Below are 23,390 nucleotides of genomic sequence, written 5' to 3'. Positions count from 1 at the left end.
CAATACTATTAGTATTACTTTATCTTTAGCGATAAATTGATGTTATTGTCCAATAAGATCTTTTTCACGGCTATATGATAGTCCTTCAGACGTGGATCATCAGTTTCATAGAATGTAGTTCGCTTCAAACGCATACAGGATTTTTAGTGTTTTTTCTTAATTGCTAGATGTTAAATATTTGCTTCATTTTGAAGAGAGAGACAAGAGATTTTATTATTTTAAAACTTATGGTAGAATTTATGTTGACAATATACAACCATAGGTATATAGTGCAAGTACCGAATGCGGTTCAATGCGTTTTGTTTTCGTATCGGGTGCATGGGCTTAGGTCCCCGCTATTTCCTAAGCTCTGCATACCCTTAATCTCTAAGGGAAAAGAATCTGGGTCCCCAATGCCCAGATTCTTTTTTTGGGAAATAGTTTTCGAGTTGTTTTAGCAGTTATATTTTTGATACAGTTAAGGTATAAGATTGCAATGGGATGTTAAGCGATCTTTTTTGTTGTGTACAATTTTGCTGATAATTGACGACTTTCAAGCTCATAAAAAGATTAAGTTACGGAAGTATGATACGTTTGAAAAAAAAGAATAAGTTTTTTTGATCATAGCTTCGTAGCAGCGTTAAATTCTTCAGAAATTTTTTATAATGAGGATAACAGGTTTGTTTTTTTAGAAAGTTATTTTTCTTGTTTGAGTCATATCTGCTATTACTCTATTCGTTTAGTCTGATTGTTGGAATAACAATGAGGAGCTATGAGAGCCGTTTATTATAGGGGAAGCTTTTGTGGTATTGAGAAAATATTGGCGACATATCAAAAGTATTATAGGATGTATGAATTGAAAGCGTTATTCCTTATTAAGTAGAGGAGAGGGCGTAGTTATGATTGTAAAAATCAATATACAAAGCTTAACCTTGTACTCTATTTTTGTTGCTTGTGTCGTTTTTTCTTTGAAATATTGGGCATATCACATCACTGATTCGGTTGCACTTTATTCTGATGCATTGGAATCAAGCGTCAATATACTTGCTACATTGGTAGCATGGTGGGCTGTTAAAGTAAGTATGAAACCGGCGGATTATGATCATCCTTTTGGACATCATAAAGCTGAGTATTTTTCTGCGATTTTTGAAGGAATCCTAATTATTATTGCAGCAATTGTCATTTTAAGAGAAGCGTGGATGGCTCTTTCAACCATTAAAGTATTGCAGACACCTGGAATCTGGTTCGTTATTCATCTTGTTGCATGTGTCATAAATTATTTGTGGGGTTGGGTCCTGATTCAACAGGGGAAAATTCACCGTTCACCGGCTCTTAAAGCTGATGGAATGCATTTCATAACAGATGTTTTTACTTCGCTTGCTATTTTAATTGGTTTAATTGCTGGTTTTGTAGGGGGATGGGGTATTTTAGATCCGATTTTAGCGATAATTGTTGCTGTTAATATTCTTTTGCAGGGCTGGAAGGTGATTAGAAGCGCCGTTCAAGGATTAATGGATGTTGGTGTTGAATTGAATGAAACTATGCGGATTCGTGAGCTTATTTCTGCAAATGCACAGGGTGCTCTTGAAGTACATGATTTGCTTACCCGTGTTGCTGGTAGAGTTACTTTTATAGAGTTTCATTTGGTCGTACCAGCTGTAATGTCGGTAGGAGAAGCACATCAGATTTGTGATAAAATTGAAAGTGTTATTCAAAAAGAATTTGATAATGTACGTATTTCTATTCATGTTGAACCTGAAGATGAGGCTAAATTGCCTTCAGGTACAACAGTAATTCCTTTTATATAAAGAGATTTTTCTCAATTATCTATAGTACCATAAAATATTCTACTTCAGATTGATAATATAAGACACATTCATATACGTTTAAAATATAATGGTTGTTAATATTTATTTTTAGTTTTCTTTTTCTTTGACCAAGCGTAGAAAAGTAAAGTTGAATGAAATATTTATAGTAGAACTTACCCAGTGAGTTTGTGGAGTGAATCACGTAAGTGATCAGTGGATGAGACGCGCTTGAGAAACCACTCTGTTATCAAATAGGTGGTTAAGGATCTTTCTTCTTTTGGCTGGGGAGGAGACAAAATAATTATTTAAAGAGTTACGTACCAAAAGATATTTTCGTTTTTTATTTGTTTTTGAAACTTTGAGGTTATTCTTCGAAAGTGTTTAAAGATTAATTGTTTCAATACACGCTATTTCATTTTTTTGATTGATAAGACTATAACGTTGCAATTGGCAATGCCATTGGTCGCGAAAGCCTTCAATAGTAAATAAGTTAAAGCTTGCGGGTGGTTTTTTATTACCAAAAGCTTGCGAAGCAGAAGTAACACCAACAATAGGAATTTTTCCCATTTTTCCTTTAATGATATTCAATGTGGGTAGGTGAGTATGCCCGTGAAGAACGAGTTCACAGCCGTGATGTTTGATAACGTTTAAAAAACGCTCTATACCCCATAATTTTTCAAGCCAAGAGGTTGTATGATGAAAAGGAGGATGATGTATCATGACGACACGAAAGAGATTGCGTGCTGCTGCTTCGTTTAAAAGCTGTGATAAAGCTTGTGCTTGCTTTTTGCCAAAATAACCAGAAGCTTGAAAAGGTGGTGTTGCAATAGCCGAAGAGGCACCTATAATAGCTACATTATTGCGGATGCGCATATAAGGAAAGGGGAGAGAAGATTCTTGAGGGACATCACCTTTGATCCAAGGTTGAAGGAAAGTACATGCTTTTTGGAATGCTCCACGGACATAGGCGTCATGATTGCCAAATATTAAAGAGATATTTTGAGGCTCACCTTGGTTAAGCAACCAATTATGTGCCTGTTCAAATTCTTTATCGAGAGCAAGGTTGACAATATCACCAGAAATTACAAGATGGTCAGGATTTGTCTTTTTTAAGTTATCCATTAAAATTTCTAAAACGTTTGTTGCCATTTGGCTCTTACGTTTTTTTTGCCAATTAAGATAGCCGGTAAGGCGCTTCCCACAGAGTTCAAATAAAGAAGGTTGTGGTAGTGGTGCAAGATGTATATCTGATATATGGGCAAGGTAAAACATAGGCGTTAGCATAGCGTTGAAAACGATTTAGGCAATAAAAATAATATAAGACAAGCCGGTACATTTTTGAGGCAAGAAAAAATTGTGAAATGAAAAAACAATTTGTTGAAAATGTAAGCAAAGCTTTTAGGAAATTCCTGTTTCATTGGTTTTTGAAGGTTAAAAAGGGAATAATACTCTATATTACCTTTATCTTCTTGGTATGTATTTTTCTGAAGGGTAAGCTGCATTCTGAAATTATGCCATAACATACTCAAAATCTTTTAACGGCTTTCACGATACCACAGGCTGCTCAACAGGAAAAGGCAAGAAAGTAGTGCAAAGAAACCAGAAAAGATTGAAAAATAGGAAGAATTAGTTAAACGGGTCTGCGTTGCTTCTTTCAGAACAATTGAAGGAGTAAGGGGAGGTCTGTGGCCTGTTTGTGGTCGAATCAGCTTGAGTGGAGGAAGCTCAATGCTTCCTTTTTTGTCGACATATAGACGCGTGACATGTCCACCCGTGTGTGTACTGATGGAGGTTAGCTTTTCTTTCGTTGAAATGACATCATATAATTCAAGATTATCTAGCATCCCTATAGAAGAAAGTGCTGTTAAATCGCCATTTTGGATAGTAAAAATTCCTATTTCATCAGTGTTAATAACTGCTGTAAAAATGCCTTCTTTCTCTTTTGTAAGGTTGACTTTTTCTTTTTTCCCAGAGGGAAAAGTTATTTCGGCTGGTTCTGGATGATCTTTGAGCGTTTGGCGGCGAATCGTTAAACTATGATGGTTGTTGGTAGCGCTTAATTTTTCCTCTTCAAGCTCGGGTTCTTTCATAAGCCAATGGGCAATTCGACGATACAGAGCCGCATAAGGGCCTCCACCCTCGAAACCTCGTGCCCAAAGCCAACTTTGGTCGGAAAGCAACATACCTACACGTCCTTTACCAAAATGGGAAAGAAGTAAAAGAGGTTGTTCATCGGCTCCTTTCATGAGAGCAGTGCCTTTATATATGTTTTGAATGGCAATTTGTCGGAGCCATTGTCCCCATTGAGAGGTTGGATAAGTAGGTGTTGTAAGACCTCTTGTAACAGGATGACGTTCACCTTCTTTGGTTAATTGGGGGCGAAATGGTTTTTGAATAACAACACCATTAGGTAGTGCGGGTAGGATACTTATTAGAGGTGTTTTTGCAAGTGAGTTTTGTTGAGTAAATTCCGGTCCTGTCACTATCAGCAATGCACCACCCTTTTGTACATATTGAGCGATATAATCATAATAGATTAATGGCAGAACTGCAGAATGTTGGTAGCCATCAAGGATGATGAGATCAAAATTACCAATCTCTTCAACAAAGAGCTTTCTTGTAGGAAAAACTACAAGTGATAATTGGTTTAATGGCGTATTATCTGCTTTGTTGGGAGGACGCAAAATAGTAAAATGAACAAGATCAATATTAGAGTCACCTTTCAAAAGGTCACGCCATGTCCGTTCACCATTGTAAGGTGCACCTGAAATAAGAAGAACACGTAAATTTTCTCTGATTCCTTCAATAATCGTTACGGCGCGGTTATTTTCAAAGCTCAATTCGCCTTTGTGTGCATCAGTGGTAACTTGAACGATGTTTTTTTCAGCGTGCGGAAGGGTAATTTCAGTTTGAAAAATTATACCAGGGGTTACAGAATAATGGCCAACTTCTTGTCCATTGACGCTTATAGTAATATTTGCTTGCGTTGGTAGAAATTTTTGGGGTTGTCCTTTGTCTTCTACCAAAATAGAGAGCATTTGTGGTTTATTAACAAGGGCAAAGCGGGGAGGAGAGATGATTTTAATTTGGCGGTCAAATTCATCTAATCTTCCTGTTATAAGAGCATTGATAGGCGCTTTATAGTGAAGATCAGAGAATGGAGGAATATCATGCACTTGACCATCCGTGATAAAAATTGTGCCCGCATAACAGGATGGTGGAACATCAGATATAGCTTGTCTTAAAGCATGAAACAAATTCGTTGAGGGTGCATATTGATTATCAGAAAGTTTTCCAGCTTCAATAAAACGTGGTTCAAATTGTGGATAATGTGCTAATACACGGATTAATTGCTCTTGTGCTTTATCACTATCATTTGTACGTGTGCCAAATGTTTGGCTTTTGCTGCGATCAATGATAATGCCTACCGTGCTTTTAAGTGGTTCTCGTTGTTCTTTTATGATCATTGGATTAAGCAAAGCAAGGATGAGTGAAGTCAATGCTATAAGACGCAATAAAGATCCTTGACGTTGGGTAACGAGGCCAATAATGACAAAAAGGGCGGATATCCCTCCTAATACGAGAATCCAAAAGAGAGGTAAGAGAGGCTGAAAAGTGAAGAATGGTATCATTGCCTTCTTTCTCTTTTAAAGCGTTCTAAAAGTGCTGGGACATGAACCTGATCAGCTTTATAATTTCCTGTAAGCACATATATAACAATATTTAATCCTGCACGAAATGACCATAGACGTTGCATCGGATCGTTGGGAATAAGTGGGTATTTCCACATGCCTTTTTCATCTAATGCCCAAGCACCGGCAAAGTTATTCGCAGTGATCAGAAGAGAACTTACATTATCACCGGAGATAAGAGAACTTTTGTTTTTTTTATTTGTTGATGATGATTCAACCCACAAAGGTGAACCACGGTAGAGACCTGGAAAATCTGGCATAATATAAAAAGAACGCGCAATAACATGATCATTTGAAGCTGGTTCAATGGTAGGTATGCTTAATCCCTTTAAGATCGCCCGTAATCTTTGTGTAGCTGGGGTGGCTGTTCCTTTAAGATTAAGGTTGGTACTTATCTGATCACGCGTATCAAATAAAATTGTGCCTCCGTGTTTCATAAAACTATTTATTTTTTCAAGACTCTTTTGTGTTGGTAAAGGACTGTTAGCATCAATTGGCCAATAAATAAGAGGATAGAAGGCAAGTTCATCTTTATCGAGATCAAGCGCTATTACGGAGCCAGGCGAGAGCATTGTACGTTCTGCGATAAATTGACTCAGTGCTTCTAAACCACTCTTACTTGTTGTATCAATTTCATGGTTATGAGTTACAACGTAAGCAAGATGTGCCGCTCCAGCTGCTTGTATTATGGTTTCGTTATGATTTTCTATATCTTGTGCATGAACTGTCAGTATATGTGAAAAAAAGGCAATGAGACATATTGTAAGGGGGAGAAAAAGAAGCATATTGCGCTGTCGGTTAAGAAAAAAAGCGCCTCCTATCCATAAAACAAGAAAATTATCAAAAGCGAATAATAAGATGGCTAATCCTAAAAGTGGACCAATGAGATATTTTTCTTTTGTGTCGTAAGATAAAGGACGCTCGCTTAAGGAAGGTGGCAATGACGTTTGTTTCATCAAGTGCGATGAATGATTTAAAAGATTAAGTGCATAAAAATTATTTTTTACACCGTAAAGCCCAGGAGGAGTAAGATAAGAGGGCGTGGGTGTATCTTGAGGACCAAGGATTAGTGGAACAACATAAGAAGGAGGTATTTGTAATTGTCCGTCGGCGGTTATTGTTCGCCAGGGATTTTGTATTGTTGTCCCTTTTTTTATGTGTGTTAGATTTGTGTCTTTATAGGCACTTAATGTGATCAGTTTTTGTAACATTTGTGCAAAGAAGCCAGATAAAGGGAGGTTTGACCATGTGGGATCAGGAGCGATATGAATAAGGATGAGAGTTCCTTTTCCACGTTCAGTTGCTGTAATAAGAGGTGTTCCATCAGAAAGACTGAGCCACGTTTTTTCAAAAAGGTCTGGGCTAGGTTCTGCTAAAATTTGACGTGAGACAGTAACATCTTCTGGAAAAGGAAGATCAAAGAATAAGCTGTTTTTTGCAAATGGTGCAAGTTTTTGCGGTTTTGTCCAAGACATAATACTTCCAAGCAAACGTTTACCAGAATGCAGTGATACTGGAAGGAGACTATCAGAGTGTTCAGCAGCACTTAAGTTTTCTCCTGCAAAGCGAATGAGTGTTCCACCTTTATTTACGAACTCAGATAGCTTTTTTTCGACTTCTTCTGACATATTGACAATATCACCTATAATGAAAACAGAAGGATTTTGTTTAAGCAGGTGATCAATATCAATAGAAAGCTCTCTCCCGTCAGCAGTAATAAGCTGTGTATGGTCTTGTAATGCTTTTATAATATAGTAAAATGGAGAGAGCAGAGGTTGTACCATTTCATTGGTATTGGGCGAGAGGAGAGCAACGCGACTCACTTTATTACGGCTACCCACTAGGAAGGTAGCAGCAGCATGGGGTTGGTTGTTGATTTTTATCCAAGCAATGTCATTACGGAGTTCAAGAGGCACATTAAAAGGAACAAGCGTTGTTGCTTCTCCTTCAAGGAAGTTTGTTGTAAAATGGCCAAGAAGTTGATTATTTGCATCGTAAAGGTTTAAAGTGGCTTGAAGTTTGCCGTGTGTTGTTGAACGGATGACACGTGCTGCCATATTTCCATTGTTGTTTTCTATGGCTGTTATAGCGATTAAGTCAGAAATGTCAGTTAAATACCATAAGAAAGTTTTGGGTTTTAACTTTTCAATTAAAGTGAAAATTTGGTCATCATCATTTGTTTGTAATCCATCGCTTAAGTAAGCAATATCAAGAGGTTCACCTTTGGTTATTTCAATCAGTTTTTTGAGTGCATGCATACGATTGACAGACCAGGGGCGAGGTTGCAGATACATTAAATGTTGTTTTATAGTCTTTGCAGGCAGGGGACCTATATTGGAGACATCATTTTCAGCTGTCGCAAGGAAATAAACATCTTTTTGATATTTTTCTGCTTGTGCAAGAAGGGTTTCAGCGACAGAAATACGCTTCTTCCACTCTTTCGTTGATGCCCATCCATTATCAATAATGATTGCGAGAGGTTGAGATTGAGAGAGTGCAATTGGTTTTTGATTCCAAATGGGCTGCGCCAAAGCGATGATAATAAGTGCTGCTAGAGTTAATCGTAATAACAATAACCACCAAGGTGTGTAGTTTGTAGTTTCTTGCTGATTGGTTGGTTTTGGAAGGAATCGTGAAGGAGGAAATAGTTCTTTACTTGGGGATGGAGGTGTTATTCGTAACAACCACCAAATGATTGGTAAGGATAAAAGCCCTAATAATAATAAAGGAGCAGCAAAACTCAACGCAACCTCCTACTGTGAGATAGAGAAGCCCCCATTTTGTTTGCAAGATGCAAAATGGTTTTTGTGAAAGGCTGATTTGTTATACTCACGTGATAGGTCCATTCTTGGCGTGAGCAAAAATTTGCTAGTTCTTGTCGTCTTTCTTGATATAGCTTGCAGTAGTTTTCGCGAAGCCTTTCTACTTTTCCGAAAATATACTTTTCTTTTGTTTCAGGGTCAAAAAATTCTGTACGACCTTTGTAAGGAAAATTTTCTTCTGCGGGATCAACAATTTCAATTAGATGAGCAGTGACCTGTTTTGTGGATAAAATGGTTAGATGTTGGATAATCTTTTCAAGATCATCGAGAAAGTCACTTATTATAATAACATGTGAAAAATGCGTAACAGTTGAAAAGTTTGGAAATGAATTTTCATTTTGGTGATTTGCTAAAGCTAGTGCCATACGTTCTAGTACATTGGTTGTCATTGTAGGGGGCATTAAGTTGGGGATAGCAATATGTTCGCCGCTGTGTGCAAGAAGTGATGCCAATGCAAGAGTAAGAATGATGGCATGATCACCTTTAGAGATTTTGGAAAAGCGCGAACAGTAATGCATAGATGCACTTTGATCAGGCCAAAGCCAGACTGTTTGTGTTGTTTGCCATTCGTGTTCACGTAGGTAAGTGTGTTCATCACGCGCTGAGCGACGCCAGTCAATGCGTGTAATAGATTCTCCTTCCACATAAGGGCGAAATTGCCAAAAATTTTCTCCGTTCCCCCGTTTATATTGTCCATGCCATCCAGTTATTAGTGTGTTAGCGATCCGATGTGCTTGTAAAAGAAAATATGGCATTCGAGTGGTATCTTCATGCAGCTTAGCAGCAAGTGACATGGGAGACTTTTTAAAGACTTTTTTGCCAATGGCCATTTAAAAAATGCCCTTCATAAGATCATTGATAATATCTTTTACAGTTATACCTTCAGTACGTGCAGAAAAATTAAGTGCCATGCGGTGTTGTAGTACGGGATGAGCTAATGCTTCAATATCATCAAGCGAGGGGGCTAAACGTCCATGATAAAGGGCACGGGCGCGGACACAAAGTGAAAGTGCTTGTGATGCTCGTGGACCAGGTCCCCAAGCAATATAAGTATTTGCAAGAATGTTTCCTTTATCAGGGCGAGCTGAACGTACAATCTTTAAAATGGCTTCTATAACATTTTCTGAGAGTGGCATTTGACGAACAAGCTTTTGAATTTTTTGCAGTTTTTTGGTTGACAAGATCGGTTTTGTTTTTTGGTTTTTCTCTCTTGTAGTTTCTAAAATGATACGTCGTTCTGTGGTAAGATCAGGATAATCAATATCAATTTGCATCAAAAAGCGATCTAATTGTGCTTCAGGAAGTGGATAAGTTCCTTCTTGCTCGAGAGGATTTTGGGTTGCAAGAACATGAAAAGGTTGAGGCAAATCATAACGAATACCAGCAACAGTAACATGATATTCTTGCATGGCTTGTAATAGAGCTGATTGTGTGCGCGGAGAGGCACGATTAATTTCATCAGCCATGAGGAGTTGAGTAAAAATTGGACCTTGGACGTAGCGGAAAGAACGTTTACCATTTTTGTCAGAGTCCATAATTTCAGAACCGATAATATCTGATGGCATTAAATCGGGGGTAAATTGAATGCGTTTTTCATCAAGCCCCAATACTGTTCCCAAAGTTTCAACAAGACGCGTTTTAGCAAGTCCTGGGGCACCAACAAGAAGAGCGTGTCCACCAGCAAAGATAGCTATTAAAGCATATTCAATAATATGATTTTGCCCAAAGATAACTTTGTCAATTTCTTGTTGTAGTATATTCAATTCTTTGTGTGTTGTATCAATATCATCAATAATTCTTTGCGCTTTATGATCGATATTGGCCTTTTTAATAGAATTAGATGACGTATCATATTGATTCATATTTTTTCCTTAAGGCATTTGTCGTAAAATTAGTAACTTTCTCTGTATGATAATGGACATTTTATGATTTGTAACAGAAAATGAGAAGAAGAGAAGTGTAATATGTTGTTTTTTTATATTCATACGTACAGAGTAATTTCTTTGGTACCAAGAGGTGTGTTGTGTTTGGAAGAGAGTATATTAGAAATATTGTTCTCATGCAGATATTTGTTTGAGACAAAAAGGATAATTTTTGAAGGTTTAAAGAGTGAATATAAGACAGAATTTTGAACAGGTTGAGTGGTTGCAGCATAGTGAAATCCAAACACTTCTTCGCGTTTTATCTATGGGTGGTGAAGAGGCACGTATTGTGGGGGGGGCAGTGCGCAATCAATTGTTAGAGAAGCCTATTAGCGATATTGATATTGCTACAACTTGTTTACCGCAACAGGTTATAGTGCGCGTAGAAGAAGTGGGGTTTAAAGCTATTCCGACAGGTGTTGCTTTTGGTACAGTTACTGTAGTGACTCAGTCATGTTCTTATGAGGTAACAACGCTTCGCTCTGATATTGAAACGGATGGTCGTCACGCAAAAGTGGTTTTTGGTCGTGATTGGAAAAAAGATGCTGAGCGGCGAGATTTTACTATTAATGCACTTTATTGTGATGCTGCTGGACGTCTTTATGATGATGTCGGGGGCTTGAATGATATTGCTAGCCAGACAATACGTTTTATTGGTATTGCAGAAAATCGTATTCGTGAAGATTATTTACGTATTTTGCGTTTTTTTCGCTTTTTTGCTTGGTATGGGGCAGGACGACCTGATGTACAAGGATTAAAAGCATGTGTTTGTTTAAAAGATGGTCTGAACAAGCTTTCATCTGAGCGCATTTGGGGAGAAATGAAAAAACTGCTCGCAGCTTTAGATCCAACGCGTGCTCTTTTATGGATGCGTCAAAGTGGAATTTTGACACGCATTTTTCCTGAAACAGAAAAGTGGGGCATTGATGCGATACATGCATTGGTGAAAACAGAACAGATTCTTGGTTGGAAAGTTGATCCCTTGTTACGATTAGAAAGCCTTCTCCCACCTGATACTGTACGTCTTCATGAAATGGCGCAGCGCTTACGTTTATCTCATAAGGAAACAGTGCGGTTAAAAGGATGGGCAGAGTTGGAAATGATTAATTCAAAATGTTCAGATTATTTTGTGCAAAAACTGATTTATTTTCATGGTCGACAGCCGGTATTAGATCAATTATCTTTGTCTGTGGCTTCATCATATGTTGGTGCTCTGGAGAAAAGTGAGAATTTACAAAAAGCAGAAGATTATGTCAGGCTTTATCAGCTTGCTCAAAAATGGCAGATTCCGTCTTTTCCTGTTAATGGTAAGGATTTAATGAGAAAAGGTTTTTCTAAAGGGGTTCTTTTGGGAAAAAAGCTTAAAGAGCTTGAAATGATATGGATTGAAAGCCAATTTTTAATGGATCGTAATGCCTTATTGGAAAAAGTTGATTTATAATGTGGATTTTTATAAAGACGCTTTTCTTATTTTTTTAGTAAAATTGTTTATAGCTGTTTGTTTTATACAAGGTGGTTATTGGTAGCATAAATAGTGTGATGAAGTATTATGCCCAACGCTCATTCAATTTTTTTTGATGATTTGTAAAGCAATTTAAAAGATTATTTCGGAAGCATAATTGAGAAATATAGGTTTTAATGACATTATAAAATTTTAGAGAATTGTGGCGATTTTACTCTTTTGAAAAGCGTTGACTCTACGTAGAATATAGATATTTTAGCCAAAATACTGAATCCATTACTGATTTTTTGTAGTTTCTTTATAAAGCTTCTTTCCTTTGATTATAACCAATTTGGCGAAGTGCTTCTCCTGTTGTTATGGCCACACTCATTGCAAGATTTAAAGAGCGCGTATGTGGCTGAATGGGAATTTTTAATGCGTAGTCAACAGCTTTATGAACATAATCGGGAACTCCTGCTGATTCACGACCAAAAAGTAAAACATCGTTTTTTTGATAGCATATTTGCGTATAGGATGTTTCTGCTTTTGTGGTCAAAAGCAAAAGACGACGCTTAAAATATCTCATGGAGCTTACAAAATGTTGCCAATCAATATGTCGTTCTAGTGAGGTATATTCGAGGTAATCCAAACTTGCTCGTTTGAGGTTGCGATCCGACAGATTAAAACCGGCAGGTTCAATAATGTGAACATGTAAAGCAAAACAGGCACTAAGACGCAAAATGGTTCCAGTATTACCAGCAATATCAGGTTGAAAAAGTGCAATATGAAGTGTCATATTTTATATAGTATGATTTTTCTTTTGTGTTTGTAAAGAAGTTCTATAGCTTATTCGAAGAATATAATTGAGGAGTACATGATTTTCGCGTTTGGCTGTTATTTATTCCGGATTTTGGGGGAAAAATTATATATCCGAGTTTATTATAAAGATGAGCAAAGTATAATTCGTAAAAGATGATAATTAACCAATGAGTTTTGAAACAGTTGTTGGTTATTACGAGAACAGGTTTTAACACAAAGAGTATTCAGGATTATTTTGTTTGCAAAGTTCTTGTAACAAAGTGAGATGTTGATGGTTGATAAGGATGATTAGTGAGGTCGTGTTGATTATAAAATCTGCATTTATCGCTTCTTGAACAGCGTCAACTATGGTATAGATTTCATGATTTTGATGAAAGGTTAAAGCAGATTGAATGCAAAATTTAACCTTGTTTGTAGGGCTTGGTGTCTGGAAGCGCTTTGTGTAAATCGTTTCTTAACGGCCGAAGATTTCGGTGTTGAGTAAATTGGTTAGATACTGAAATATTGCAATATGATTTGAGTACAATAAATTGGGGGGGATTCGCAATAAGTGATGAAGCAAGAGAAAATATATTTAATGATATAATCCTATTTTGAAGCTGTACTTGCAGATTGAATAGAAAAACTTCAGCCTGAGAATGGAAATAATAGAAAAATGAAAGAATATTTAAAGAGAGCTAGTAGCAGGAGGATGCTATTATTTTTTGTAAATGAGTTCAGAGAGAAAAGATAAGAAGAGAGTAGATCACATAAATGATAAGAAATCTTGTTTAGAGTGTTTTTTATGATTTAGGGAACTGAATGCTCGAAGATTATGTAATAAGCGAGGGTATGGTGAAAATTGTATTGGGGAGTCACTCTTTAGTTAAGATAATAAATAAGTAGGCAAGGCGGGATTTTCTGTTTTTGGTAATAGGTTTTACAGGGGTTGTGGCTATGGTGGCGCTATTGCGTGGCCTTTTATCTGTCAGCTGCATTGGGATGAGGATGTTTTGACAGATTCTTCTGTTAAGATTGATCTTTCTGATATTGAAGAAAGCATGTCAGCGACGGTTAAGTGGTGTGGATAGCCTATTGTTATTCGTAACCGCACCGCAAAAGAAATCGCTGAAGCTCATACTACCAAATTGAATATTCTTAAAGATCGATAGGCTGACAATCCTAATATTGAAGATAAAGAAGAGACCAATTTTGCGCGTTTAGCAGGTGAGGGACGTAATAGTTGGCTTATTATCATTAATCTTTGTACGCATCTAGGCTGTGTAACACTTGGCCAATTAGATAGATTTGGTGGATGATTGTATCCATGTCATGGAGCTGTCTATGATACAGCTGGAAGAGTGCACTCAGAATCCTCTAACTATAATCTAGCCATTTCACCTTATCGGTTCTTTTCTGATACTTTGCTAAAATAGGATAAAGTGATGACTAGGTTTCCTCTTTATTTTCCTAGAAGCGCTTTATGCTCGTTGGTTTGATAAACGTTTACCTCTTCACTGTTTTTTTAACAATACATTTGTTATTTTTCCTGTTCTGCGTAATTTTAATTATTTTTATACATTTGGCGGTATTTTAACTGTTATAATTTTATTACAGCTTTTGACTGGTATTATATTGTTTATGTATTATGTGCCAGATGTTCATTTTGTTTTTAAAACGGGTGAACGATTTAGGTATGAAGGGCAGTTTCGCTAGCTCTTCGTTCATGGCATTTTATGAGATTCTCGCTCTTTTTTATCGCTGTTTATATTCATTTAGCGCGTGTATTTTATTATGGTTTTTATAAAAATATGTACGAAATTGTATGGGTTACGGACATTTGCGTTTGTATCACCATGATGGTAATAGCGTTTTTGGTTATGAGCTGGTTTGAGGGGGATGATGTCTGTTTCTGTAGTTTCAGCGGTTTCTGATCTTTTAAAAGCGATTCTTTTGATGGGAGCGTGTTGCATGAGACATTTTTTGTGGTTATAGCTTAGGACAACCGACATTAAATCGTTTTGATGTTTTCTATCATTATTTTTCTGATCTTTTTTGCTTGATTTTTGTTTTATATGCCAGATTATATGAGACAAGCTGAAAATTATAGCGTTGCTGATCCTTTAGAAACGCCTCTTCATGTGTTACCGGAATGGTGTTTTTGCCTTTTTATGCGATGCTGCGTGCTATAACTTTTAATATTGGAGCGTTTTCATTAACGGGGCTATTAGCTGGTACGCTTTTCGTTTTAATTTTTGTTCCATGGTTAGATCATTCTAAAATATGTTCCGCAAGATATCAGTCTGTTTATAAAATTTTCTTTTAGGCATTAATTAGTGATGTTATTTTTCTTGGTTGGCTGAGTTCAAGGGAAATAAGTAGCAGCACTCTTTTATGGACGCAATTAGCTACGGTTTATTATTTTATATCTTTCTGATTGTTTCGCCGTTCCTATTTATTTTTGAAAAAAGTCATCCTCTTTCTTCTTTCAATTACTGAAGATATGAAACAAAAAAATAAATTATGGTAAATGCTTTTATTGCGTTGGTTATTATAGCAGTGATAGTTTTTTTCAGAATGTGGTTAGTAATGTTTCTGATAAGGAAGGGGAGTTTGTTTCTTTTCCTTTATCACTCCTAAAAACAGCAATGGAGCTTTTCAGCGCCATCGGGGTTTATGATAAAGCGCAGTTGTAGCGTGGATTAAAGATTTATAAACAGGTTTGTGCCAGTTGCCACGTAAAATATGTGCCTTTTTACGACCTAAAGGCTCTTGGTTATGATCAGAAACAGATTAAGGCTTTTGCCGGGCAATATGAAATGAGTGATGCTCCTAATCGGGAAGGGAAGTTTTTTAAACGCGCTGGGATTGCAATAGATACTTTTTTCCCTTCTCCTTTTGCTAATGAAGAAGAAGCAGGATTTATTTTTAATGGCGCTTATCTACTGGATTTGTCATTGATGGCACGTGCACGCGTTATATTTTTGCCGTTTTTTACTGTTATTCCTGGTATATTGAGCGTTATAATACTGTTGGTCCGGATTATATTACAGTTCTTTTAATGGGATATCAGAAGGCACAAGGCAATACAAAGATTGCTGGTGGTTATTGCTGTAATCTTTTATTGCGGGTAATTTTTTAGGTGCTTCCGTTGAGAAGTATTGTTTCTTATAGAATGGGACTCCAGAAACAGTTGAACATTATGCGTACGATGTTTCTGCTTTTTTGATTTGGGCTGCTGATTCTCATATGGAAACTCAAAAAATCAGTTTTCATGTTATTTTTTAATCATTTAGGACGGTTTGTTTATATTTTAAAAGTCCGTATCTGGTGAGGTTTAGAAGAAAAATTGAAGGAGAGGATGAAAGACTGAACAAGAGAAAAGGTTAGGACATTGATATTTAAATAGTATAGATAGTTTAGGGAACAAATCTGTTTATGATGCATTGAGACTTTATAAAGTAAAAGCAAAGTAAAAACGGAGATGTTAAAATGAAAAAAATTGCGTATACTACTCTTGTATCAGTTTTAATGGCTTCTAGTACTTATGCTCAGTCTTTCGCAGAACCTTCTAAATCTGAAATGATTTCTTCTATGGGAATCGTACAGGTGGGGTCAGATAAGTCTGTGCGTTATGTTACACCTTTAGCAACGGATTTTGTTGCTTCAAGCCTTATTGGTGCAAATGTATACAATTTAGAGAATGAAAATATTGGGGAAGTAAAAGATATTATTTTGCGTGACAATAACATTGCGGGGTTTGTAATTGCTGTTGGTGGTTTCCTTGGTATAGGGGAGAGTTATGTAGTCGTTTCTCCAGAAGTAATTCAGATGACAAATGATTATGGTAAGTGGAAACTTGTTACCAATGCAACAAAGGATTCTTTAAAGGAAGCTCCAACATTTAAATACGAAGGACGTTGGGCACGTTAATTTTGTATTTCCATTTTTTAATAGAAAAAACAGCGCTATCAATAATATATGAGAGTGCTGTTTTTTAAGCAGAACATTTTGAAGAATTTTTACAAAAATTTTGTGTAAGAAGCTGTTTCAGTTTTTTGAGAGAACTCAAAGGTAAATTTAGGTCAAATTTTAATGATTGTGATGAGGATAGAAAATTTTTTAACAATTTTGATTTGTTTGAAAGAAAAAAACTTGGATGTCAAACAGGATACTTAATTCCTGTTATATTGTAGAGGGGGATGAGAGTTTTATATCTAAAGCTTGATAAAATAATATTTTATTTATAATAAAAGGTATTTTTTATTTTCTTAATAGGTGTAAAATATTAAGACGAAGCGCATATTAGGTATTATGCTTAAACAACATGATGTCACCATCTTGCACAACGTATTCTTTACCTTCATCACGGGCTTTTCCTGCTTCTTTTGCGCCGTTTTCACCACCTAAAGCAATATAATCCTCGTAGCTTATAGTTTGGGCACGAATAAAACCACGTTCAAAATCTGAATGGATAACGCCAGCTGCTTGAGGGGCTTTAGTGCCACGCATGATTGTCCACGCTCGTGTTTCCTTAGGACCACAGGTGAAATAAGTAATGAGGTCAAGCAAAGAGTAACCAGCGCGAATGAGCCGGTTTAGACTCGGTTCAAAGAGCTCTAAAGTATTAAGATATTCTGAGGCTTCTGTTTCATTAAGTTGGGCGATTTCAGCTTCGATAGAAGCAGAAATGATAATGCTTTGAGCGCTTTTCTCTATTGCCATTTTTTCAACTGTTTGAGTCAAGCTATTTCCATGGGCAGCATCGCTTTCGCTAACATTGCAAACATAAAGAACGGGTTTGGAAGTTAAAAGATTTAAATTCTCAAGAATACGGTGTTCATCGGGAGAGATGTCTTTGAGCAATAATCGAGCAGGATTTCCTTTGTTCAGTAAGTTTAATGCTGTTTCCATAACAGGAAGAATTGTGAGAGCTTCTTTATCTTTTCCGGTTGCACGTTTACGGATTTGTACAATGCGTCGCTCAAGACTTTCGAGATCTGCAAGCATAAGTTCTGTTTCAACAGTTATGGCATCAGAAATAGGGTCAATGCGTCCTTCTACATGGGAGATATCTTCATCTTGAAAACAACGTAAAACATGAATAATAGCATCAACTTCACGGATGTTGGCTAAGAATTTATTGCCTAAGCCTTCACCTTTTGAAGCGCCACGTACAAGTCCGGCAATGTCAACAAAACTGATGCGTGTAGGAATTATTTCTTTCGAACCAGCGATAGATGCAATTTTTTCCATACGCAAATCTGGAACAGCAACTTCACCGGTATTGGGCTCGATTGTGCAAAAAGGATAATTGGCGGCTTGTGCCGTGGCTGTTTTTGTTAATGCATTAAAAAGGGTGGATTTACCAACATTAGGTAATCCCACAATACCACATTTAAAACCCATGAGAGTCTTTCTTTTCTATTGATTTTATGGTTAAAATAACACTTCTTTGACGATTTTATAGCATATTTTGAGGAGAGGTATAGTCTTCTGTTGCTGTAAGATGGAAAAAAGTTTATGCTAGAGAAAATGTTGCCTTTTTTATCATTTTTAAAAGGCTTCCACCTTAAATGGTAAGGGAATTTTAAATTAACGTTAATAATGTGCTAAGTTTTTCATAGTATGCAGATCTGCATGAAGATTTAATCGGAGAAAATAAAAGAGTGTTGTCTCGTCGTTCTTTTTTAATTGCTGCACCTTTGGCTTTGGTTGGATGTGCTACGCGCCAGTCAGATATGTCGTTTGTTTCTTCTCAACAAACTTGGCATGTTCCAGCAGAAATACAGGCCTTGTATGGTCCTGTAACAAATGAGCCCTATTTATTGCCTGCTATTGATCTTTCGACAATTGATCCAAAATTTTGGCGCCAAAGAGTGATTTATTATACATCTTATAAACCTGGGACATTGGTTATAGATATGCAGCAGTGTTTTCTTTACCTTATTGGTGAAAATGGAGAAGCTTTGCGTTACGGTATTGGGGTTGGTAAGGAAGGATTAGCGTTTGAAGGTGAAGGAGTTGTGCAACGCAAGCGCCGATGGCCGAATTGGGCTCCTACGGCGGCAATGATGGCTCGTGAACCAGAACGTTATGGTCATTTGGGACAAGGAATGCCACCAGGTCCCGAAAATCCATTGGGTGCACGGGCACTTTATCTTTTCAAAAATGGGCAGGATACACTTTTTCGCATTCATGGTTCACATGAGTCGTGGTCAATTGGTCGTGCCATTTCAAGTGGGTGTATTCGTTTACTTAATCAAGATATTATTGATCTTTATGATCGTGTTCCTATTGGTTCGCGTGTGGTGGTGTTGCAAGATAATGCAAGTACATTTCGTGTTCTAAGTCAAAAATCCAATGCTTATGATCCACTGCAATCAACCATTAATTCAAGTGAATTTTTCTAATTCAAGGAATACAAGACATTTTAATTAAGATATTATTGATTTTTATGATTGTGTTCTTGTTGGTTTGTGTGTGGCGGTGTTATAAAGTAATGGAGGTGTATTTAGGTTTTAGTCAACGATTTAATATGTATGATCCGCTGCAGTTTACTCTTAATCTAAATGTTTTTAAAATTCCAATGAGGGTGAGTTTGGAGAGCACCATTTGATAATTTGAGATTTGCTATTCAATTATCTTCTTCTCAAAAGAAAGTATTATACACAAGAGTTGCACAAAGCAGCATGATTTATTTGTGTCCTAGAGAAAAGAGTTGTTATCGCGAGCTTTTTTATTTTTTATTTCTTGTGAGATTTCATTTATAAAAGAACACTTGTCACCCTTTAGAAGGAGAGCAATGTTTTTTGCAAGTGCCTTTAAGACAAGAGGTAACCATTCTTGATCGGATTTTGTAAAATCTCCTAGAACGTGCTGGTGAACAAACTCCTTCGAATTAGGTCGTCCAATTCCTAAACGTACACGGTAATATTCAATACCGCAATGGGCATCGATAGATTTTATACCATTATGTCCATTATTTCCTCCACCGATTTTTACACGTACTTTTCCTGGTGGTAAGTCTAGCTCATCATAAATGATAATCAAATTCTTCACATCTAATTTATAAAATCGCAAGACTTCACCAATAGCTTGGCCGGAGAAATTCATGAAAGTTTGTGGTTTTATAAGAAAAGTTTTTTCATCATTTATGAGGCCATTGGAGATTTCAGCTTGAAATTTTTTCGACCATGGAGAAAAAGATAAGGACTGATAAATAGCATCGATAGCCATGAAACCGATATTATGGCGATTATTTTGATATTTTGAACCAGGATTTCCAAGACCAGCAATAAGCCACATGCACGCTTTCAAAAAAATTGTATAGGTTAGTAAATGTTTCATAAGTTAGGGCGGGAATTTTTCCCGCCTGTTCGAAATTATTAATTTTTTTCGTTGTTTTCGTCATTATTTTGTTCGGAAGTCTCATCACTGATATCCATGCCTGCAGGAGCTGCGATGGTTGCAATGGTAAAGTCTCGATCTTGGATGACTGGAGTAACATCCTTTGGCAGTTGAACCGCTGAAATATGGATAGAATCACCAATAGAGTAGCTGGAGAGATCAATTTCAATTGCTTCAGGGATAGCATTCGCTGGAGCGGTACATTCAATTTCGTGACGGACAATATTGAGGACGCCTCCCTTCTTGAGTCCGGGAGCTGTATCTTCATTGAGGAAGTGTACAGGGATATTCACTTCTACAACGGATTTCGCTGAAATACGTAAGAAATCTACATGTAAGGGAAAATCACGCACGGGGTCTAATTGGTAATCTTTTGGTAAAACCATAATTTTTTCTTTGCCAATTGTGATGGTTGCTGTGGTGGTACGAAAGCCACCAGCGTGAATTTTATAGAAAATCTCTTTATAGGGAACTGTGATTGCCAAAGGTGGTTGTTTTTCACCATAAATGACAGCAGGAATGAGACCGTTACGGCGAAGTTCACGGGAGGACCCCTTACCAACCCGCTCACGTATTTCGGCCTTAAGAGTGTAGCTTTTGCTCATAATTTAAGTCCTTTTACATAATTGGAGATCTATCAAAAACCAACAACAGTTTTTGCATTAATATGAAGATATACGCTGTTCAGCAGCGACTGCTCCATTCTGCGTTGCCTCCAAGGGTGTCCACGCAGAAGTCTGTTCTATAATTCAAACCATTTGCAGATGCAAGAGTTGTGGGAAAAATCGATGATTTCTAGCGTTAAGAAAGGGAATATAGTTTATTTGGTGAATAAATAACAGCCGATATATTCAAAAGCAAATACTGGAGATATTATGAAGGTTGAGATCGCCTTGGGTGAGATAGCAAAACGTAATGCTTTGCATAAATCCGTATCAGCATTCGTTGATTTGGAAGAATTATTGGTGACACGTTTCTTGTGCAAGACAATTTTGGTTTAGGAAAGTTACATCTTTTTCAACATCTTCTTGAATAAAGTACTTCATGGGTACAACATTGTGTGATTGATTCAGAGGGTGATTTTGTAACTTTGGCAGATAAATTCGGTCATGTTGTTGTTGAAGCTCAACATAGCGAACTAGAACTGACGCATATTGCTCATCGAATTTGGCAACATTGTGTTTCGGTGGTGTTTAATCTTGAAGGTTTGGGTATTGAACAACAGATGCGTGCTATGGGTGTTTTTCTTGGTGCATTGTTTGATGTGAAGCGTGATTATTGGTATCTCATGCTTGTTGTTGTCGATGAAGCACAATTGTTTACTCCAGCTGCGGCAGGAGAAGTTTCTAATGAAGCGGATAAAATTTCATTTAGTGCTATGGCTAATTTTATGTGTTGAGGGCGCAAACGTGGTCTTGTTAGTATTATTGTATTATTGTCACACAACGTTTGACTAAGCTTGCTAAAAACGTAGCTCCTAAAGCATCAAATTTTTTAATAGAGCGAACTTTTTTAGATATTGATATGATGTGCGCGACTGATCTTTTGGGAATGGAGCGTCGCCGGGCGGAAATGTTTAGAGATCTTGAGCGCAGGCATCTTATAGCTCTAGGATCTGCTTTATCAAGGCGTTCTTTACGGATCATAATTGATTCTGTTGAAACAATGGCGCGTTCTTCTAGTCCTAAATTAATGCCTCTTCCAACAGAGCGAGCTGATGTAAAAGAACTTGTTTTTACTGTTTCACCAGAGGAAATTTTAATTTCATTTAAACAATCACGAGAATTAGTGAGAGAAAAATCAATTCATAGAATGTTAAAAGAGGTTGTATATAAAAAAGAGTTTCTAGAAGAAAAAAAGCTTATTTCCTGAAGTTTCTGTTGGTAATCGTGATACCCAGGTAGAATGTGTTATTCGGGAGATTCTTGATGATCCTGAAGCTTTTTATTGTTCTATGACAGTATTTGATCAAGATTTTGGGGTTCGTTGTCGTATTCATGGTATATCAGGAGATCTTTTAAACCTTTCGCAATTTCGGCGTAAATTGGCTATTGCTCAGGCTGATGTTGATGAAAAATTGCTCTCAGTGAAAGCTGGAAACGCATTTTTTATATATTGGAAAGTTTGGAAGATGATGTACAAGGTATTTTTTGAATGTGGCACAGGCTGCTTTGAAAGGACAACCTCGTCCATTGGATGCATTTTAGCGCGTTTTTATGGAACTCATTCTTTAGAGTTGTGCACGCTAACTTTTAACCTATTTTGAAGAGCGTGGACTTGTCATTGTTCATACACATTTTAGTGGTCAGTGCATTATAGCTCTCCCTGATCTTGGGGTGGAAACAGCACCAGGAAATTCCAAGAGCTAATTTAACCGAATAAACTTGAGACAGATTGTTCTGCTGCTGTTCTTGCAATTGCTTCTCCAATGAGGTCGGCAATTGGCAAAACACGAATATTATGCGCCTTTTCAATTTCTTCGGTTGGCATAATTGAATCCGTAATAACCAATTCTTTCATTTCTGAGTTAGTGATGCGTTCGATAGCATTTCCGGAAAGAACACCGTGTGTGATGTAAGCTGTAACGCTATTGGCACCGTGTTTCAGTAAAGCGCTTGCTGCATTGCATAGTGTACCACCTGAATCAACAATATCATCAAGCAAAAGACAATCTTTTCCAGATACATTTCCAATGATATTCATCACTTCTGATTCACCGGGACGTTCGCGACGTTTATCAACAATAGCAAGCAAACTGTTTAGGCGCTTGGCTAGGGAGCGTGCACGTACCACACCACCGACATCAGGAGAAATAACAATAACATTTTCAAGAGAATAATGCATTTTGACATCTCGAGAAATAACCGGGACAGCATAAAGATTATCCGTTGGAATATCAAAAAAACCTTGAATTTGTCCTGCATGAAGATCTAATGTTAAAACACGATGGGCTCCTGCTTCAGTAATCAGATTAGCAACGAGTTTTGCAGAAATAGGGGTCCGTGGTCCGGGCTTACGATCTTGGCGGGCGTAACCAAAATAGGGTATAACAGCTGTGATACGACGCGCCGAAGAACGACGGAGAGCGTCAATCATGATGAGTAATTCCATTAAATGATCGTTTGCGGGATAGGACGAAGATTGTAAAACAAACACATCTTGTCCGCGTACATTTTCATGTAATTCTACGAAAATCTCTTGATCAGCAAAGCGTTTCACAGTTGCTTTGCCTAAGGGGATATTTAAATAATTTGTAACATCTTCAGCAAGGCGTGGATTAGAATTGCCGCAGAAAAGCTTCATGATAGAACCTCTGAGTCTTCATGGTAAAATATGATACAGTTTTTAATTTCTTGTTACAAGATTCCAAGGAACCAATTACAAAAGCATTACAATTTTATTTATCATTGTTAAAGAGGTAAGAATTTTGTTTTTTCTTTTTCCAAAATTTTATTACTTTTAGAGCAAAGTTTTTTATTATAAGGCGAGCTATGTTAAATTTATGTTTAGTCTTCACT

17 protein-coding genes and 3 pseudogenes are annotated in these 23,390 nt (G+C 37.0%); 10 read left to right on the top strand and 10 right to left on the bottom strand.

Annotation, left to right across the window (positions count from 1 at the left end; translation table 11 throughout):
* Positions 1 to 878 precede the first annotated feature (878 nt).
* Positions 879 to 1,787, top strand: a complete 909-nt coding sequence (locus HWV54_RS01755; protein ID WP_005864776.1) for a cation diffusion facilitator family transporter — start codon at positions 879 to 881, stop codon at positions 1,785 to 1,787.
* 381 nt (positions 1,788 to 2,168) lie between these two features.
* On the opposite strand, the gene HWV54_RS01750 is transcribed toward HWV54_RS01755, so the two are convergent.
* From HWV54_RS01750 to HWV54_RS01730, 5 genes are all read right to left on the bottom strand, one after another.
* Positions 2,169 to 3,071, bottom strand: a complete 903-nt coding sequence (locus HWV54_RS01750) for a metallophosphoesterase family protein (RefSeq protein WP_005864778.1) — start codon at positions 3,069 to 3,071, stop codon at positions 2,169 to 2,171.
* Between the two features lie 251 nt (positions 3,072 to 3,322).
* Positions 3,323 to 5,419, bottom strand: a complete 2,097-nt coding sequence (locus HWV54_RS01745) for a glutamine amidotransferase (protein ID WP_005864780.1) — start codon at positions 5,417 to 5,419, stop codon at positions 3,323 to 3,325.
* Entirely contained in the window at positions 5,416 to 8,223 is a 2,808-nt protein-coding gene (locus HWV54_RS01740; RefSeq protein ID WP_005864782.1) for a DUF4159 domain-containing protein, read from the bottom strand. The genes HWV54_RS01745 and HWV54_RS01740 overlap by 4 nt, the downstream gene beginning before the upstream one ends.
* Positions 8,220 to 9,131, bottom strand: coding sequence for a DUF58 domain-containing protein (locus tag HWV54_RS01735; RefSeq protein ID WP_005864783.1), 912 nt, complete (start codon positions 9,129 to 9,131; stop codon positions 8,220 to 8,222). Before HWV54_RS01735 ends, HWV54_RS01740 begins: the two co-directional genes overlap by 4 nt.
* Complete coding sequence (locus HWV54_RS01730; RefSeq protein ID WP_005864785.1) at positions 9,132 to 10,163, bottom strand: AAA family ATPase; 1,032 nt, start codon at positions 10,161 to 10,163, stop codon at positions 9,132 to 9,134.
* A gap of 247 nt (positions 10,164 to 10,410) precedes the next feature.
* Here HWV54_RS01730 and HWV54_RS01725 point away from each other — a divergent pair, with 247 nt between their 5' ends.
* Positions 10,411 to 11,664, top strand: coding sequence for a CCA tRNA nucleotidyltransferase (locus tag HWV54_RS01725; RefSeq protein ID WP_005864787.1), 1,254 nt, complete (start codon positions 10,411 to 10,413; stop codon positions 11,662 to 11,664).
* Positions 11,665 to 11,983: 319 nt separating this feature from the next.
* Here HWV54_RS01725 and HWV54_RS01720 read toward each other — a convergent pair whose 3' ends face one another.
* Positions 11,984 to 12,460 carry a tRNA (cytidine(34)-2'-O)-methyltransferase gene (locus HWV54_RS01720; protein WP_005864790.1) on the bottom strand — a complete coding sequence of 159 codons (477 nt, stop codon included), beginning with the start codon at positions 12,458 to 12,460 and terminating at the stop codon, positions 11,984 to 11,986.
* Between the two features lie 923 nt (positions 12,461 to 13,383).
* Here HWV54_RS01720 and petA point away from each other — a divergent pair.
* From petA to HWV54_RS01700, 6 genes and pseudogenes are all read left to right on the top strand, one after another.
* Positions 13,384 to 13,898, top strand: a pseudogene (gene petA / locus HWV54_RS01715) (ubiquinol-cytochrome c reductase iron-sulfur subunit).
* A 28-nt stretch (positions 13,899 to 13,926) separates the two neighbouring features.
* The gene (locus tag HWV54_RS07195; RefSeq protein WP_343037803.1) at positions 13,927 to 14,178 is read left to right on the top strand and encodes a hypothetical protein; all 252 of its coding nucleotides are present in this window, start codon (positions 13,927 to 13,929) and stop codon (positions 14,176 to 14,178) included.
* 20 nt (positions 14,179 to 14,198) lie between these two features.
* Positions 14,199 to 14,396 carry a cytochrome b N-terminal domain-containing protein gene (locus tag HWV54_RS07130; RefSeq protein WP_280641471.1) on the top strand — a complete coding sequence of 66 codons (198 nt, stop codon included), beginning with the start codon at positions 14,199 to 14,201 and terminating at the stop codon, positions 14,394 to 14,396.
* A gap of 218 nt (positions 14,397 to 14,614) precedes the next feature.
* On the top strand, positions 14,615 to 14,788 hold the full coding sequence (locus HWV54_RS06865) for a hypothetical protein (protein ID WP_343037802.1): 174 nt from the start codon (positions 14,615 to 14,617) through the stop codon (positions 14,786 to 14,788).
* 197 nt (positions 14,789 to 14,985) lie between these two features.
* Positions 14,986 to 15,796, top strand: a pseudogene (locus HWV54_RS07225) (cytochrome c1).
* 158 nt (positions 15,797 to 15,954) lie between these two features.
* A complete protein-coding gene (locus HWV54_RS01700) occupies positions 15,955 to 16,395 on the top strand; it encodes a PRC-barrel domain-containing protein (protein ID WP_005864794.1) in 441 nt (146 codons plus the stop codon).
* Positions 16,396 to 16,767: 372 nt separating this feature from the next.
* On the opposite strand, the gene ychF is transcribed toward HWV54_RS01700, so the two are convergent.
* Positions 16,768 to 17,871, bottom strand: coding sequence for a redox-regulated ATPase YchF (gene ychF, locus HWV54_RS01695; protein ID WP_005864796.1), 1,104 nt, complete (start codon positions 17,869 to 17,871; stop codon positions 16,768 to 16,770).
* A gap of 260 nt (positions 17,872 to 18,131) precedes the next feature.
* Between ychF and HWV54_RS01690 the strand changes: the two genes are divergently transcribed.
* Positions 18,132 to 18,875, top strand: coding sequence for a L,D-transpeptidase (locus tag HWV54_RS01690; RefSeq protein ID WP_005864798.1), 744 nt, complete (start codon positions 18,132 to 18,134; stop codon positions 18,873 to 18,875).
* Positions 18,876 to 19,170: 295 nt separating this feature from the next.
* On the opposite strand, the gene pth is transcribed toward HWV54_RS01690, so the two are convergent.
* Positions 19,171 to 19,770, bottom strand: coding sequence for an aminoacyl-tRNA hydrolase (gene pth / locus HWV54_RS01685; RefSeq protein WP_040296365.1), 600 nt, complete (start codon positions 19,768 to 19,770; stop codon positions 19,171 to 19,173).
* 80 nt (positions 19,771 to 19,850) lie between these two features.
* Positions 19,851 to 20,477 carry a 50S ribosomal protein L25/general stress protein Ctc gene (locus tag HWV54_RS01680; protein WP_005864801.1) on the bottom strand — a complete coding sequence of 209 codons (627 nt, stop codon included), beginning with the start codon at positions 20,475 to 20,477 and terminating at the stop codon, positions 19,851 to 19,853.
* A 270-nt stretch (positions 20,478 to 20,747) separates the two neighbouring features.
* Between HWV54_RS01680 and HWV54_RS01675 the strand changes: the two are divergent.
* Positions 20,748 to 22,241: pseudogene (locus HWV54_RS01675) on the top strand (ATP-binding protein).
* Between the two features lies 1 nt (position 22,242).
* On the opposite strand, the gene HWV54_RS01670 reads toward HWV54_RS01675, so the two are convergent.
* Positions 22,243 to 23,175 carry a ribose-phosphate pyrophosphokinase gene (locus HWV54_RS01670; protein ID WP_005864810.1) on the bottom strand — a complete coding sequence of 311 codons (933 nt, stop codon included), beginning with the start codon at positions 23,173 to 23,175 and terminating at the stop codon, positions 22,243 to 22,245.
* Positions 23,176 to 23,390 lie beyond the last annotated feature (215 nt).

The sequence above is a fragment of the Bartonella alsatica genome, from assembly GCF_013388295.1.
GTDB classification, from domain to species: Bacteria; Pseudomonadota; Alphaproteobacteria; order Rhizobiales; family Rhizobiaceae; genus Bartonella; species Bartonella alsatica.
The sequence above is the reverse complement of the archived record's forward strand: the minus strand, read 5'-3'. Positions and strand labels throughout refer to the sequence as shown.